Origin of the sequence: Bacillus sp. FSL H8-0545, from assembly GCF_038006105.1 — a bacterium.
Taxonomy (GTDB): Bacteria; Bacillota; Bacilli; order Bacillales; family Bacillaceae_G; genus Bacillus_A; species Bacillus_A cereus_U.
Map to the genome: position 1 here is coordinate 1875800 of NZ_JBBOUO010000001.1, position 14715 is coordinate 1890514.

Here is a 14715-nt window from a genome sequence, read left to right on the forward strand (position 1 = left end):
CCCTCTCAATCATATTTAAAAATAGGATGGGTGACATAACCACTTTTCTAACTCCACACTACCTTGAATAGATAATAAGCGATATAAATATCGATAGGGTTGTCTACATTCTTCAAGACGAGGAATGGGCATAATGGTCTCATAACCTTGTTTAAAAGCACGAGCCTCTTTTTCTGTAAGTACATATTCTAATCCAATAAAATCGAACTCTCGTGGAGCAATTGCATAAGCTTCTGTATCTACTAAACCAGTAATAGATTGACCATCTGATAAAAACTGAGTAGGATCCATATCAATTAAAATGAGTGTAGATTCCTTCGGTGATGGCAAGGAAGAGAGTTGTGATTCAAAAGTATGAAATGCGTTATGTATGCTCGCATTATCGGAATAAAACATATTTACAAGATTCTTGCTTACTTTTAAAATATGAGACTTAAATTCTTCAAGTGGAACTTGGAAAGTACCAGAAGGGTTTCCTGTGAAATTAGCTTTAAATGAATGAATCTCTGCTAGTCCTTTTCCAAGGCTGAATAAAATAGAATCAGGTTGTCCAATAAATGATTGCAGCGTATTTCCTGCTAGTTTTTCGGCGATAACATACTCTCGTCCATTTAAAACATGTTTTTGCAAAATAGTCGGGATGGGTAAGGTAGTATGCTTTTTCAATAGTGCGTGTATCGTTTCTAAATGATGTACATTTCTTGGGTCAATTCCAAATAGGTTTTTGCATTCCCACCAAAAATCATTGCTTGGCTCTTCAGTCATTTTTGAGGAACGAACAATAACTTTTTCAGCTTCTGTTTTAACAAGAAACACGTCGCTTGCATGGTCTTCATAGCCCGGATGTAGTGCTTGAACAGATAGGATAGGTGAAGTGAAGAGTTGTTGTAGCATGAAAAGGCTCCTTTTTCTGTAAATTCTATAAATTGATTATATACCATAATTTAATTAAGAGGTAAAAATCAGGAGGGTTATTATTTCTATATATAGTGTATTAAAGTTTGAAATTCTACATAAGAATTAACAAAAAGGTGAAGGATGTGTGTATATAAAGCAATTTCTTTGTATTTGCGAAAAAAATTAGTTATGATAATACTAAGAAAATATATATGTTTTGGGGGTAATGAATGAAAAAATTATTCGAATACGTATTATTAACAATTGGATCTATTATTGTAGCTGGTTCACTAGAGCTTATTTTAGCGCCTAATGGATTAGTAGATGGCGGAGTAACTGCGATTGCTATTATGGCAAATAAAGTTGCAGGGCTACCACTTTACGGAGTGTTTTTAGGACTTAATATTCCTATTTTACTATTTACTGCAAAAGTAATGGGAAAGAAGTTTTTTATCCGTACATCCTATGCAAATGTTGTTACAACACTCGGATTGATTTATTTAAAACCATTTCCAGCAATTACGACTTCGGAATTATTAATTGTACTTTACGGAGGAGTTCTATTTGGTGTTGGTGTTGGGATTGTTGTAAAAATGGGCGGAGCAATTGACGGATCAGAAATGTTAGCTGTTTGGATGAATAAGCATTTTAAAGTACCAATTAGTACATTTTTACTTGCTGTAAATGCGGTTATTTTTGTATTTGTTGCTATTTTATTTTCAATTGAGCAAGCGATGTTCTCATTAGCAATTTTCTATATTGTTACGAAGATGATTGATTTCATATTAGACGGTATTAATCAAGGAAAGAGCGTCATGATTATTTCGAATAAAAATAAAGAAATTGGCGAACTGCTTATGAAAGAATTACAACTGTCTGTTACGTATCTACATGGAGAAGGTGGTTTTTTAGGAGAGCACCAGAGAATTATTTATTGTATTACAAACCGTTTCATTTATCCGAAAATGAAAGATCTCGTTCTCTCTGTAGATCCAAGTGCTATAATTGAAGCTTCTTATTCAACAGAAACAACTGGTGTAAAGCGTCCAGGAAGGACAGCGAGATCAGGGCAAGTATCAGAAAAATAGTGAATGAAAATAACTCCACGCAAGTATAACTTGCGTGGAGTTATTTTTAGTTAGGGAACCAGACTCTTTTCAGTAATTTGACAACAGTTACGATACAATCTTCTGGAATACTGCCGAAACCGAGTAATACATACGACGCCTCGCTTAAATTATGAACAGAATCGTATGTTGAGAGAGGGTACAACTTAATGCGTTGTTTCGCAGCGACATGAATAAGTTCTTGTTCGTTCATCCCATTATGAACGTGAAGTACGATATGAAGTCCTGATTGTTCGCCGAGTATTTGAACACGAGATTTCATTTCATTTTTGATAGATTTAACTAGTAATGTATGCTTTCTTTTATATAACGTACGACTACGGTTTAAATGACGTTCCCAATCACCTTTTTGAATAAAGGTGGCAAAAGCGAGTTGTTGCAGGGTAGAAACCGTTTGTTTAAACATGCCACCAAGTTCTTTATAGATTTTTAAAAGATGAGGTGGTAAGACGATATATCCCATTCGTAAAGAAGGTAAAAAGGATTTCGAGAAAGTTCCCATATAAATAACACGTTCCTTTGAATCCAGTCCTTGTAAAGAAGGAATAGGTTTGCCTACATAACGAAATTCCCCGTCGTAATCATCTTCAATAATATATCCTTCGCAATCATTGGCCCATTTTAATAGTTCGAGTCTTCTAGATAAAGGCATAATTATTCCAAGTGGAAATTGGTGAGATGGAGTAACGTATGCTACATTAGCACCTGATTCACGTAAAGCTGAAATATGAATCCCTTTATCATCTAAAGGGATAGGGTGAACAGGAAGATCAGCACTTTGAATCATAGCAGTTATACGGTGAAATCCAGGATTTTCGATTCCGTATTCTTTTTTTGAACCAAGCAGTTGAAGTAGCAGCCAAAGAAGAGGTTGCGTACCGGCTCCGATAATAATTTGATCAGGTGAAGAATGTACCCCGCGGGCATGATATAAATATTTTGAAATATGCTCTCGTAGAACGAACTCACCTTGAGGATCTTCTTTAGCAAATAATTCATTTTCATACTGGAATAAAGTTTCTTGTAATGCTCTTTTCCAGTTTGTAATTGGAAAAGCTTTTTGATCAATAAGCCCTTGGCTACAATCATAGTCATATTTTTCTTTTTTAATATTGTTAGTGCTGTTTGACACAACTTGTTGTTTATTTTGAATGACATCAATATCAACTTCTGCAACAAAAATCCCACGTTTCGGTTTACTTTCTACGTAACCTTCAGCTAATAATTGTTGATAAGCAGATTCAACAGTAATACGGCTAACATTAAGTTGTACCGCTAAATTTCTGTGAGAAGGAAGGCGTGTACCAGTAGGTAGTAATCCCTGAGAGATTTCTCGTTTCATATATTCGTAAATTTGTAAGTAAATTGGTGTTTTACTTTCAAGTTGCAATGGGATAGTAAAATCCATTTTATGAATTCTCCTTTAAAAACTGGCCATATAAAAAATAATCGAACTGTCACTTAAGTTAGGGGCAGTTACTTTTTATAATAATGATATAACATTTAGAAAATTTTATAAATAGTAAGGAGAGAATCATAATGAATATTAGAGAAGTAGTAACAGAAGCTGATTTACATGATGTATTCCCCGTATTACAGCAATTACGAACGAAACTTTCAAGAGAAGAAGCAAGTTCTTTATTTCAAAAAATGAAAGAAGAAAATTACAAACTACTCTCGTTACAGAATGAAGATGATGAAGTTGTTTGTCTCGCTGGTGTAGCGATTTGTACGAACTTTTATAATGAGAAACATGTTTTTGTATATGATCTTGTAACTGCGAAAGCTCACAGATCAAAAGGGTATGGTAAGGTTCTGCTATCATATGTAGAAAAATGGGGGGAAGAGAAAGGGTGCAGTTCTATCGTTCTTACATCAGCGTTTCCAAGGGTTGATGCCCATCGTTTTTATGAAAGAGAAGGCTATGATAAGGTAAGTTATTCTTTTTATAAAGAGTTATAATACTAAGTAGGTTCTATGTGAGATAACATATAGAACCTACTTTTATTTAGAAGTATAAGATGAAGAGGGTTAATTGCTTATTTTGTCGAATAGTTTCTTTACAATTGAGACGATAATATTGAATTTAAAGAAGGTTAGGGGAGTTTATACTTGGAAAAAGTTCAGAAACTATTAGTCCCAAAAGGTGTAAGAGTTATCGTAATATCTGATATTCATGGGGAATTAAATCTTTTAAAAGAATTATTACATAAAGTTAATTTTAAAGATGATGATTATTTAATTATAAATGGCGACCTTTGTGAGAAGGGGAGCGATAGCATTGGCGTCGTAGACTATGTGATGGATCTAGTAATTAGCAAGTCAAATGTTTATGTTGTTGAAGGGAATTGTGAAGTTGTAGTTGAAGCGCTTGTAAATGAAAATCCTGCGCTAATAAATTATTTATGTACGCGAAAAAATACAATTTTTAATGAATGGCTAGGGAAATTGAACGTTACCGTTCATGAAGAGAGTGATATTTGTGAAGTGAAAAACATATTGATGAGCCATTTTTCAAAAGAAATAAAGTGGCTAACAGGATTGCCAACTGCTATTGAAACTGAGGAGTATATCTTTGTGCATGCTGGCCTTGAAGATAGAGAGGATTGGAAACAAACAGATAGGAAAAATGCAATTGCAATGCCAGGGTTTTTTAATAAGTCACACCGAGCGGATAAGTACGTAATTGTTGGACATTGGCCTGTTGTGAACTATTCTGAAGAAGCGCCGTCTAATAATCCAGTTATTGATAAGGAGAAAAAAATTATTGCGATTGATGGTGGTAATGCGATTAAAGAAGCAGGGCAATTAAATGCATTTATTATTTATCGAGATATTTTAAATGATACATTTTCCTATACATATGTAGATCATTTTCCGCAGTATGAAGTATTGGCCGATTTTAATGCGAATTCAGAAATGCAGGGCGGGGTTACATATCCGCATTATTACATAGAGCCTGTGGAGAGAATGAAAGATTTTACCGTATGTAAACAAAAAGGAACAAATGAACTACTTCATGTAAAAAACGAGTATATAAAGCAACTTGAATCAGGTGAATACACGGTAAAAACCGATATTTCTTGCGCGCAAATCAATATTAGAAAAGGGGATACAGTTTCTTTAATTGATGGTAGATGCATGGGATATGATTTAATTAAAAAAGATGGAGTAGAGGGCTGGATAGAGAAAGGAATTCTACTTAAGATAGAAAGGAAGGAAAATAAAATATTTAGCTAAAATGGGAGGGATATAACCTCCTATTTTTTATTAACTATGTTACGAGTTCGTACTTCATCTAATTTTTTTCGAAGTTCCGTTTCTAAATTAAGCTCGAAAAAATTAGCGAACTTACATAAATAATTCGTATCTTATAACAAAATTATACAATATAGAGTATAGTTTTGTTTTGATTTTTCTGAAAAAATATTATAATTATATATGAAATAAAGAGGAATGTAGGAGGAAATTATGCAAAACGTTATATTAAAGGGGAACAAAGTTACAATTCGTACAATTGAAGAATCGGATATAAAAACATTATGGAGCTTCATATATAAAGAAGAAAATCCAGAATGGAAGAAATGGGATGCACCGTATTTTCCGTTTGCAATGCAAGAATACTCGTCCTATAAAGAGAAGATGCAAACTCGTTTGCAAGAAGAACCACTATCAAATTTAATAATAGAAAATAACGGTCAAATTATAGGGACAGTCGGATTTTATTGGGAACATAAACCGACGCGTTGGTTAGAAATGGGAATCGTAATTTATGATCCAGCATACTGGAATGGTGGCTATGGTACAGAAGCATTAACACTATATAGAGATTTACTATTTGAAAATATGGAGATTGGTAGAGTAGGGCTCACAACTTGGTCTGGAAATGAACGAATGATGAAAGTAGCGGAAAAAATAGGAATGCGATTAGAAGGTAGAATGCGAAATTGTCGATATTATAACGGGACATACTATGATTCTATTCGAATGGGAATGATTCGTGAAGAATGGGAAGCGCTATGTGTAACGAAGGGGTGAGGAAGCATGTACGCTATTATTGCTACATTTGATTGTGTGTTCACTAATAAAATTAGAGAATTGCAAAATGAATTAACAAATATAATAGGAATAAATCAACTAGCTGGAGTAGAACCCCATATAACATTGGCTGATTATAATGAGTTAGATGTTAATTTATATACGGAGAAATTAGAGGAGTTTGTAGTTTTTCAAGAGAACATTGCTGCTGTAACTTTTCCTTCTGTTGGAACTTTTCCTACTAATAGAACGATCTTTCTAGCACCAACCATTACCGATGAGTTATTAAGACTTCATCATTCTTATCATGATTATTTCAAAGTTTTTCATGATAATCCGAATTCATATTACGTACCAGGAAAATGGGTTCCGCATTGCACGATTGCTAATGGGTTAAATTCAAATCAATTTTTAAGTGTAATGGAATATATATATGAAAAATTTGATGTTACACTAGCTTCGATTGAGAAGTTAAAATTAATTAAGGTAAATTATGAAAATGGTTCTGCCATTTCTTCTAGTATATTAGCAGAATATAATTTAAAGAGAATGGAGACAGCGAGATGACATATGTAATTAGAGAAATGAAGCAAGAAGATATTCCTGCTGTACAAAACGTAGCAAAAATAGCTTGGCATGATACTTACGAAGGAATTATTCCGAGAGAGGTTCAAGATAGTTTTTTAGAGGAAGCATATTCTGATGAAAAAATGAAATATCGTCTTAAAAATACACATTTATTCGTTGCAGAAGAAGAGGGAGAAGTAATTGGATTTGCGAATTTTTCACCTGTTAGACTGCAAAATGAAGCAGAATTAGGTGCGATTTATTTGTTACCAGATCAGCAAGGAAAAGGGATAGGAAGTACCTTATTACAAAGAGGGATTAAGACATTAAAAGGGATCCGGAAACTGTACATACATGTAGAGTCAGCAAATGAAAAAGGAAAGCGCTTTTATGAAGCGAAAGGTTTTGCCGAATTAGAGCAATTTGAAGAAGATTTTGAAGGACATTTGATGCAGACAGTAAGGATGGTTTTATACATATAAGGAGGACTAGAAGTGAAAATTTTTGATTTTAGTGAAAAAGTGGGAAAGCACATATCAGTATTTCAATCTAATTTCATAATGTCGAAAATATTAAACCATCAAGGGAATATACATATCGGTGCTATGCATTTACAAGAGAATGGAATCATCGGATATCATGAAGCAGTTGTATCTCAACTGCTTCTTATTGTGGACGGCGAAGGATATGTGTGCGGGACAGATAAAGAAAAAGTGACAGTAGAAGCTGGACAAGCTGTGTTTTGGGAGAAGGGTGAGTTTCATGAAACAAGTACAGAAAAGGGATTAATGGCAATTGTTATGGAAGTGGAGAATCTTGAACAAGCGATAATAATGCCTATTATTCAAGGGGAGTTGTGAAAAATGATAATAAAGGCAAATCAAGAAGATACAAATGAAATATTAAAATATGCAGCTCAATCGCTTTTTGAAGGGACGAGAGGAAATTGTCAGTTAAGTACGGAGAAAGCGATTGAAATTACAGAGCCAATAATAGAAAAAGGAGCATATTATTTAGTCATTAAAGAAGAAAATAAAGTAATGGGATGGATATTAATAGGGGAAAATACTGATTATTTTTCTCGTGAAAAACTTGGATTTATATACGAATTGTATGTGTTTTCAGAGTATCGCGGGAGAGGGTTATCACGAAAATTAATGGAGGCTGGGATCAAAGAACTACAAGAAAAATATTCAGAAGTTCGTTTGAATGTATTTGCAGGGAACTTTGCGAAAGAAATGTACGAAGATTTTGGGTTCGTTGAAAGACAAGTAATTATGACTTTGAAGTGAGAAAATAGCTCAAGCTGGAATAGCACAATATAAATAAAAGAAGCCGATGAATAAATCGGCTCTTTAACGATACATCGTCCACATTCCAATATCTTTAAACCCTAGTCGTTTATAAATACGTCCAGCAGTTGGATTGTTATAAAATAGGCAAAGTGTTCGGCCTTCTTTCGTAAAGTCCTGAATCATTTTCTGTAATATGAGTGAAGCATATCCGTTTCCGCGATAATTCGGATGTGTACATACGCCAACTACCATAGCGGATAATGAATTTTCAGCGGAAGTAGAGGCGGATGCGATGATTGCACCGTCTTTTTCAATATAATATGTACGTCCTGTAGTTGTTTCGATAGCTTGCCTTAACATTTTTTCTGATTCATTAGCGGTCGGGAATTCAGAGATGTTACTTCGTAATTGCATAATTCGTTCTATATCATCTAGTGAGGCAAGTTTAATTGTTTCATGAATTGGTGTGTTAGGTAAGTTATTGTCATCTAGACATTCACAAAAATACATTTCATTTTTGGCCCCCAGTTGTATACTTGGAGCAGTTTCAAATCTTTCTACAATAGTTGACTTGCCAGAGAGTTTAAGCGGCTTATATGCTGAAAGAAGTGCCTCATAGTCAGTAACCACAAACTCTTCTTTACTATAAGGTATAAACGCATCATGAAAGCGAAGTAAAATAGATTTTAATGTTCCGCTTTCTTCAAATGCTCCCCATAACTCTTGAAAGTCTGTTTCGTAACCAAAAGCCTCAATATCTCCAATAATAAACAAGTTAAGGGCTACTTCTTCTTTTAGAAAAGAAAATACTTGTTCATGATCTTTCTTTGTTAATTTTCGTATCATAACAAACTACCTCTTTTTTGTTTTTTCTAAATATTATAACTTTATATTTTTGAAATCAATATAAAATTTTATGTTTAGTTCACAAACTTTCGGAAAAACTAGGAAAGATATGACAAAGGAGGTTATGAACGGTGGATCATCCAATTCAAGGGTTAATGAAAGCAGCGATGGAAAATTTAAAGGAAATGGTCGATGTAAATACGATTGTTGGGGAGCCTGTTCAAACGGCTGACGGTGGTGTAGTGTTAACAGTTTCTAAAGTAGCGTTCGGTTTTGGAGCAGGAGGTTCTGATTTCCAGACGAATGATGGACAAAGAGCGAATGGTAACCCTGCATTTGGTGGCGGTAGTGCGGGTGGTGTGTCAATTACACCAGTAGCATTTCTAGTCGTGAATAAAGATGGGGTAAATATTCTTCATTTACAAAATGCGACACATTTAGCAGAAAAAATAATTGAATTAGCTCCACAAACAATCGATAAAATTCAATCGATGTTCCAAAAAGATGAAAAAAAAGAGGGGAATCATCACCCTCAAAATCCAGATGATATCCTTTAAAAACGCCTGCTTATGAGCAGGCGTTTTTTCTTGTAATCAGTATGTAATAAAACACATGAAATTGTAAATAGTTTTTGAAGTTTTTTCTATGTTTCTAAAATTTTTCATGTTAAAATATGCTATAGAATTGAAACATATAAAACGAAGGTGGCTAGGTGCTTTGTCTGGAGGATCTGACCAAGTAAACAATATGATATATATTAATGGTAATCGTCGGGGTCATTGTTTTATTACATCTGGAATTACGTTTAAAGAGTTTGCAAGTAACATCCCTTCACCGCTTCATCAAGTATTGCTTTTAAAGCATAATTTTGAGTGGACAGATTTTCATTATCATACTTTATTTGAATATGTTGAGGAAGAAAACATACATAAACTCATTCAAGCAGAGATTGATGAATTTGATGAATTTTGTTGGGTAGATTTCGATGATGCAAGCGATTTAGATGAGTTAGAGCCAAAAGAAATTGCAGAATTATTATATTTGGCTCACAAAAAAGAACCACTTGGAAGAACGTTCTTCCCATTGTTGAAGAATAGATTCGTTTATTTTTCACATGATGACGGTTGGTACAACAAAGTGTATTACCGTAGAATCGGTGATTTTGTAGGAATGCTAAGTAAAGTGATTCCATATAAACTCGGTTCGTTTGGAAAGAAACGTTTTACTTTCTTCCAAAAATCAAAAATTTTCCCAGCAATTTCAAAGGAAGTTATCCTTGGGCTTATGCCGTTAATGGAAGATGGGTTATACATTGATTTAGCGGGGAAAATTGAGTCGAGAAGAGGTCTTGAAATTCCGGTATATGTAGTAGGATCATTCGAAAGTACGGATGAGGTACTAGATAATATCGATGAATTGAAAGCGGAAGCAACAGAAACGGGTTGGCTCATTTTTGATAAGAAAGAACAAGAGTGGCAATGGGTTGTGGACTAAGAAAACTTGGCGCATGAAGTCAAGTTTTCTTGTCTTTTGAAAGGAGAACAAATGAAGAAATATTATACAATTGTGGGTATTGTAAGTATTATTCTCGTGGCGATATTACTTATAACTTGTCCGAAAGAATCAGATTTTAAATTGTATTTAGAGGATAAGTATGCATTGAAATGTGACGAGAGTAGCTTTGAATGCACGCAAAATGTAGATGAAAAAAAAGAGAAATTACAGTTTGAAAGTATTGATGCACGAAATGGTGTTTTCTTTATGACTGTAAAGCAAACGTATAAAACAGAAGCTGGTGTTACGAAAGAATATAGCGGAGTAGGTATATTCGGTACATTTCTTTTTGTTTCAGAGAAGACTTTCTAGTAATAGAAGGTCTTTTTTTTATGCTTATGTTCATATAGATGAAGTAAGACAAGCATAGGAGGGGTATTGATGAAGAAGGGATGTATCGTTTGTGGTGGTGAGGAGTTTTTTTCTTCAACATTATATGCACGTACGAAACAAGATTGGGCATATGCGCCAAACATGTACCGATTTGAAAAGGTGTTTATTGAGCATAGAGATGAAGAAAATTATCCGGTTTTTCAAGAAATTACAGCGAAGCATTGTTGTGGATGCGGTCATATCATGTTGTATCATGAATGAACACACCAAGTATAACTTGGTGTGTTTTTTTTTAAAACGCTGATAAAGCAAGCGGATATAGTAGAGTGAATAAAACAGAAAAACTGCCAAAACCAATTGCGGTATATCCAAGTGTTCTTGCCCCAAAATTGACAGCTAATAAGCCAACTAAAATAGCAAGGGAGCCGAGTGTAACAGGATAAAAAGCAATGGAGAATAACGAAAGAAATAATGCGACATAGCCGATCATTGCACCGGTATTTGTACCTTCAATTTCATTTGCAATTTCTTTGCGCTCATGTCTAATCGGAATACCAGCTGGAGATATTTCAGCTGCATACTCTTCGTTTTTTTCACCACTTTTAAAATGATGATTTCTCTTTCTTCGCATGTACATCCCTCTCTTTCAATTGGGTGTATCTATAGTATCTTTCATAAGGAACAGAACATGAGTATGAGTTAAACCCAAGTAAAGCAAAAATTGGAGAAAATAGATTTCGTTGTTATCCTGTTCATCTCCTTATGAAGATAAAGTGAAACTTTAATCAGTGGGGGTTTTGTCCATCCCCCACTGATTATTAGCCCTCACCAATCGGGCTTTTACGGGCAGTTATCTCCCACCTAACTTCCTCGCATTCGCCGAATTCTACTGCCCGTTAATGCGGGATAAACAGGAATTTTGGAAAATGATGTAGAATGAAATGAATGATAATAACTGAAGGTAGGGGAATGTATGACGAGGTTTAATTGGCATGAATCGGCGGAGAAAAAATGGGATAACAATGCAGAGTTTTGGAATCAAAATAGTCAAGAAATGTGGGATAGCGGGAGCAGGAGTACAATCATTCCATTTTTTGAGCAGTACGTGGAAAAGGAAGTACAAGTGCTAGATGTTGGCTGTGGTGATGGGTATGGTACATATAAATTAAGTCTTACTGGGTACAAAGCGGTTGGGGTGGACTTATCGGAAGTTATGATTCAAAAGGGTAAGGAACGCGGAGAAGGCCCAAACTTATCTTTTATAAAAGGTGATCTTTCTTCATTACCATTTGAAAATGAGAAATTTGAAGCAATTATGGCAATTAATTCTTTAGAATGGACCGAGGAGCCATTGCGAGCATTAAATGAAATAAAGCGTGTTTTAAAGAAAAATGGATACGCATGTATTGCAATTTTAGGACCGACAGCAAAACCGAGAGAGAATAGTTATCCGCGTCTATACGGCAAAGATGTTGTTTGCAATACGATGATGCCTTGGGAATTTGAACAGTTAGCAAAAGAACAAGGATTTGAAGTTGTAGATGGCACCGGCGTATATAAGCGCGGAGTAAATGAGAAGATGTTAGGTCAACTACCTACAGAGTTACAACAATCGTTAACGTTCTTATGGGTATTTATGTTAAAAAACGTATAACGAAATCAAAAAATTTTTAGGAGGTAAAAAAGTGCAGAAAATACAAAAAACTGATACAATATCATCAGAACCAATTAAAGGGGGACTAGGGTATATGACAACTACTACAACAGTTAAATCCGATATTGAAATCGCACAAGAAGCAAGTATGAAGAAGATTCAAGAAATTGCAGCTAATTTAAATATTTTAGAAGAAGAACTAGAGCCATACGGACATTATAAAGGCAAGTTATCTCTTGATATTTTTAAGCGTTTACAAGATGAGAAAGACGGTAAAGTTGTTTTAGTAACAGCGATTAACCCAACTCCAGCAGGAGAAGGTAAATCAACAGTAACAGTTGGTTTAGGTCAAGCTTTTAATAAAATTGGTAAGAAAACAGTAATTGCACTTCGCGAACCATCTCTTGGACCAACAATGGGATTAAAAGGCGGAGCAGCAGGTGGCGGTTATTCTCAAGTAGTACCAATGGAAGATATTAACCTTCACTTTACTGGAGATATTCATGCGATTACAACTGCCAATAACGCATTAGCGGCGTTCATTGATAATCATATCCAACAAGGAAACACACTTGGAATTGATACGCGTAAAATCGTTTGGAAACGCTGTGTTGACTTAAATGATCGTGCCCTTCGTAACGTAGTAATTGGCCTTGGTGGACCGGTTCAAGGTGTGCCACGTGAAGACGGTTTTGATATTACAGTAGCATCTGAAATTATGGCCGTATTCTGCCTTGCAACAGATATTCAAGATTTAAAAGCTCGTCTATCTCGCATTGTTGTCGCTTATAATTTTTCAAATCAACCTGTAACAGTTAAAGATTTAGGCGTAGAAGGTGCGTTAACACTTCTATTAAAAGATGCATTAAAACCGAACTTAGTACAAACATTAGAAAATACACCAGCTATCATTCATGGCGGACCATTTGCGAATATCGCTCACGGTTGTAACAGTGTTATCGCTACGACGATGGCAGCAAAATTAGGTGATTATGTTATTACAGAAGCTGGATTCGGTGCAGATTTAGGTGCTGAGAAGTTTTTAGACATTAAAGCACGTGCAGCTGGTATTAAACCAGAAGCGGTAGTTATTGTTGCGACTATTCGTGCGCTTAAAATGCACGGTGGCGTGGCGAAAGATCAATTAAAAGAAGAAAATGTAGATGCGTTAGCAAAAGGAATGGAAAACTTACAGAAGCATGTTGAAACAATTCAAAGCTTCGGTGTTCCATTCGTAATTGCCATTAACAAATTCATTACTGATACAGATGCAGAAGTTACATACTTACAAGAATGGTGCAATGAGCGTGGCTATGCAGTATCCTTAACAGAAGTTTGGGAGAAAGGTGGCCAAGGCGGAGTTGACCTTGCTGAGAAAGTGTTAAAAGAAATTGAAAAAGATGAAAACAACTACGCACCACTTTATGAATTAGAATTACCATTAGAAGAAAAGATTCGTACAATTGCTCAAAAAGTGTACGGCGCAAAAGATATTGAATTTGCTCCGAAAGCACGTAAGCAACTAGCTCAATATGAAGGGGAAGGTTGGAGTAACCTACCAATTTGTATGGCGAAAACACAATACTCTCTTTCTGATGATGCAACAAAATTAGGTCGCCCATCTGACTTTATCGTTACAATTCGTGAATTGAAACCATCTATCGGTGCAGGGTTTATCGTTGCGTTAACAGGAACAATGTTAACAATGCCTGGTCTTCCTAAACAGCCAGCTGCGCTTCAAATGGATGTAAATGAAGATGGAAAAGCAGTAGGTTTATTCTAAAAGGTTGTAATTCATCTCGTTTATCTGTAAACTATATATACATCAAGTGGCGCCTTTCCATAGAAAGGCGCCTGTTTTTTGGAGGAAATTATGTTTGATCCAACTGCTTTTGAAAATTTAAAGGTAATTGTGGAAGGAGCTGTCTATGATTTCGATTTACACGGTGATATTCTCGTAACAGATCGAAAAGATGTGATGGATCTTGCTTCATTAAGTCGTATGTATAGTATTTCATTTCAACTAACAGAAACATTTAAAACGCTGGTAGAGGCGACATTTTCACTATCTGTTGATGCGAAGAATTTATCAGGTGAAATATTAGAAGTACCTCAGTTTATACCAGGTTGTGAAATGAAGTTAGCGTTCTCGTTCGAAATGGAACAGCCAGAGATAGGATGTCAAGAAATTGAAGCTTTATTGCAATCTATTTGGGGAAAAGAGCGAATGATTACACAGAAAATTTCATACGAATATAATAAGCAAGCGATTTCATATCATAATAAGGTAGAGGTTCTATTTCAAAAAGCGATTACAGAAGACCATGTTGATGATTTAATAGCTGTTATTTCACACATGATAGAAACGGTGCGAACAATACAACATTTTCTTCAAAAATAGAGA

General features: G+C 35.0%; 19 protein-coding genes. 15 read left to right on the forward strand and 4 right to left on the reverse strand.

Annotated features, from left to right (window positions below; translation table 11 throughout):
* Positions 1–15: 15 nt before the first annotated feature.
* Positions 16–894, reverse strand: coding sequence for a nitrate reductase (locus tag MHI07_RS09930; protein WP_340823409.1), 879 nt, complete (start codon positions 892–894; stop codon positions 16–18).
* A gap of 233 nt (positions 895–1127) precedes the next feature.
* On the opposite strand from MHI07_RS09930, the gene MHI07_RS09935 reads away from it, so the two are divergent.
* Positions 1128–1985 carry a YitT family protein gene (locus MHI07_RS09935; protein ID WP_000732301.1) on the forward strand — a complete coding sequence of 286 codons (858 nt, stop codon included), beginning with the start codon at positions 1128–1130 and terminating at the stop codon, positions 1983–1985.
* A gap of 46 nt (positions 1986–2031) precedes the next feature.
* On the opposite strand, the gene pdxR is transcribed toward MHI07_RS09935, so the two are convergent.
* Positions 2032–3432 (reverse strand): MocR-like pyridoxine biosynthesis transcription factor PdxR, encoded by a 1401-nt coding sequence (gene pdxR / locus MHI07_RS09940; protein ID WP_340823412.1) that lies wholly within the window; start codon positions 3430–3432, stop codon positions 2032–2034.
* Between the two features lie 131 nt (positions 3433–3563).
* On the opposite strand from pdxR, the gene MHI07_RS09945 reads away from it, so the two are divergent.
* From MHI07_RS09945 to MHI07_RS09975, 7 genes are all read left to right on the forward strand, one after another.
* On the forward strand, positions 3564–3986 hold the full coding sequence (locus MHI07_RS09945; RefSeq protein ID WP_002158126.1) for a GNAT family N-acetyltransferase: 423 nt from the start codon (positions 3564–3566) through the stop codon (positions 3984–3986).
* A gap of 150 nt (positions 3987–4136) precedes the next feature.
* Positions 4137–5264, forward strand: a complete 1128-nt coding sequence (locus MHI07_RS09950; RefSeq protein WP_340823414.1) for a metallophosphoesterase — start codon at positions 4137–4139, stop codon at positions 5262–5264.
* 231 nt (positions 5265–5495) lie between these two features.
* Positions 5496–6062: a GNAT family N-acetyltransferase gene (locus MHI07_RS09955; protein WP_002158124.1), complete on the forward strand. Its 567-nt coding sequence runs from the start codon at positions 5496–5498 to the stop codon at positions 6060–6062.
* Between the two features lie 6 nt (positions 6063–6068).
* A complete protein-coding gene (locus MHI07_RS09960) occupies positions 6069–6629 on the forward strand; it encodes a 2'-5' RNA ligase family protein (protein WP_078181689.1) in 561 nt (186 codons plus the stop codon).
* The gene (locus MHI07_RS09965) at positions 6626–7111 is read left to right on the forward strand and encodes a GNAT family N-acetyltransferase (RefSeq protein ID WP_215572719.1); all 486 of its coding nucleotides are present in this window, start codon (positions 6626–6628) and stop codon (positions 7109–7111) included. Before MHI07_RS09960 ends, MHI07_RS09965 begins: the two co-directional genes overlap by 4 nt.
* Positions 7112–7123: 12 nt before the next feature.
* Positions 7124–7489 (forward strand): cupin domain-containing protein, encoded by a 366-nt coding sequence (locus tag MHI07_RS09970; protein ID WP_088078408.1) that lies wholly within the window; start codon positions 7124–7126, stop codon positions 7487–7489.
* A gap of 3 nt (positions 7490–7492) precedes the next feature.
* Positions 7493–7921, forward strand: a complete 429-nt coding sequence (locus MHI07_RS09975) for a GNAT family N-acetyltransferase (RefSeq protein WP_340823419.1) — start codon at positions 7493–7495, stop codon at positions 7919–7921.
* Between the two features lie 63 nt (positions 7922–7984).
* On the opposite strand, the gene MHI07_RS09980 is transcribed toward MHI07_RS09975, so the two are convergent.
* Complete coding sequence (locus tag MHI07_RS09980; protein WP_340823420.1) at positions 7985–8770, reverse strand: GNAT family N-acetyltransferase; 786 nt, start codon at positions 8768–8770, stop codon at positions 7985–7987.
* A 131-nt stretch (positions 8771–8901) separates the two neighbouring features.
* On the opposite strand from MHI07_RS09980, the gene ytfJ reads away from it, so the two are divergent.
* From ytfJ to MHI07_RS10000, 4 genes are all read left to right on the forward strand, one after another.
* A complete protein-coding gene (gene ytfJ / locus MHI07_RS09985; protein ID WP_002158105.1) occupies positions 8902–9327 on the forward strand; it encodes a GerW family sporulation protein in 426 nt (141 codons plus the stop codon).
* 160 nt (positions 9328–9487) lie between these two features.
* Complete coding sequence (locus MHI07_RS09990) at positions 9488–10264, forward strand: hypothetical protein (RefSeq protein ID WP_002085994.1); 777 nt, start codon at positions 9488–9490, stop codon at positions 10262–10264.
* 51 nt (positions 10265–10315) lie between these two features.
* The gene (locus tag MHI07_RS09995; protein WP_002118741.1) at positions 10316–10636 is read left to right on the forward strand and encodes a hypothetical protein; all 321 of its coding nucleotides are present in this window, start codon (positions 10316–10318) and stop codon (positions 10634–10636) included.
* A gap of 69 nt (positions 10637–10705) precedes the next feature.
* Complete coding sequence (locus tag MHI07_RS10000; RefSeq protein WP_002012518.1) at positions 10706–10918, forward strand: hypothetical protein; 213 nt, start codon at positions 10706–10708, stop codon at positions 10916–10918.
* Between the two features lie 31 nt (positions 10919–10949).
* Here the strand turns inward: MHI07_RS10000 and MHI07_RS10005 are convergent, their stop codons facing one another.
* The gene (locus MHI07_RS10005) at positions 10950–11288 is read right to left on the reverse strand and encodes a hypothetical protein (RefSeq protein ID WP_001253195.1); all 339 of its coding nucleotides are present in this window, start codon (positions 11286–11288) and stop codon (positions 10950–10952) included.
* Between the two features lie 342 nt (positions 11289–11630).
* Here MHI07_RS10005 and MHI07_RS10010 point away from each other — a divergent pair, with 342 nt between their 5' ends.
* The 3 genes from MHI07_RS10010 to MHI07_RS10020 all read left to right on the forward strand — a co-directional run bounded on the left by MHI07_RS10010 (position 11631) and on the right by MHI07_RS10020 (position 14712).
* Positions 11631–12311: a class I SAM-dependent methyltransferase gene (locus tag MHI07_RS10010; protein ID WP_340823423.1), complete on the forward strand. Its 681-nt coding sequence runs from the start codon at positions 11631–11633 to the stop codon at positions 12309–12311.
* Positions 12312–12405: 94 nt separating this feature from the next.
* Positions 12406–14094 carry a formate--tetrahydrofolate ligase gene (locus MHI07_RS10015; RefSeq protein WP_340826893.1) on the forward strand — a complete coding sequence of 563 codons (1689 nt, stop codon included), beginning with the start codon at positions 12406–12408 and terminating at the stop codon, positions 14092–14094.
* A gap of 90 nt (positions 14095–14184) precedes the next feature.
* On the forward strand, positions 14185–14712 hold the full coding sequence (locus tag MHI07_RS10020) for a hypothetical protein (RefSeq protein ID WP_002158102.1): 528 nt from the start codon (positions 14185–14187) through the stop codon (positions 14710–14712).
* Positions 14713–14715 lie beyond the last annotated feature (3 nt).

Coding starts and splice junctions, on each gene's coding strand:
- pdxR (WP_340823412.1), bottom strand. CDS start 3,432: ATGGATTTTACTATCCCATTGCAACTTGAAAGTAAAACACCAATTTAC.
- MHI07_RS09965 (WP_215572719.1), top strand. CDS start 6,626: ATGACATATGTAATTAGAGAAATGAAGCAAGAAGATATTCCTGCTGTA.
- MHI07_RS09980 (WP_340823420.1), bottom strand. CDS start 8,770: ATGATACGAAAATTAACAAAGAAAGATCATGAACAAGTATTTTCTTTT.
- MHI07_RS10000 (WP_002012518.1), top strand. CDS start 10,706: ATGAAGAAGGGATGTATCGTTTGTGGTGGTGAGGAGTTTTTTTCTTCA.
- MHI07_RS10005 (WP_001253195.1), bottom strand. CDS start 11,288: ATGCGAAGAAAGAGAAATCATCATTTTAAAAGTGGTGAAAAAAACGAA.
- MHI07_RS09955 (WP_002158124.1), top strand. CDS start 5,496: ATGCAAAACGTTATATTAAAGGGGAACAAAGTTACAATTCGTACAATT.
- MHI07_RS10020 (WP_002158102.1), top strand. CDS start 14,185: ATGTTTGATCCAACTGCTTTTGAAAATTTAAAGGTAATTGTGGAAGGA.
- MHI07_RS09930 (WP_340823409.1), bottom strand. CDS start 894: ATGCTACAACAACTCTTCACTTCACCTATCCTATCTGTTCAAGCACTA.
- MHI07_RS09995 (WP_002118741.1), top strand. CDS start 10,316: ATGAAGAAATATTATACAATTGTGGGTATTGTAAGTATTATTCTCGTG.
- MHI07_RS09945 (WP_002158126.1), top strand. CDS start 3,564: ATGAATATTAGAGAAGTAGTAACAGAAGCTGATTTACATGATGTATTC.
- MHI07_RS10010 (WP_340823423.1), top strand. CDS start 11,631: ATGACGAGGTTTAATTGGCATGAATCGGCGGAGAAAAAATGGGATAAC.
- MHI07_RS09960 (WP_078181689.1), top strand. CDS start 6,069: ATGTACGCTATTATTGCTACATTTGATTGTGTGTTCACTAATAAAATT.
- MHI07_RS09935 (WP_000732301.1), top strand. CDS start 1,128: ATGAAAAAATTATTCGAATACGTATTATTAACAATTGGATCTATTATT.
- MHI07_RS10015 (WP_340826893.1), top strand. CDS start 12,406: ATGACAACTACTACAACAGTTAAATCCGATATTGAAATCGCACAAGAA.
- MHI07_RS09975 (WP_340823419.1), top strand. CDS start 7,493: ATGATAATAAAGGCAAATCAAGAAGATACAAATGAAATATTAAAATAT.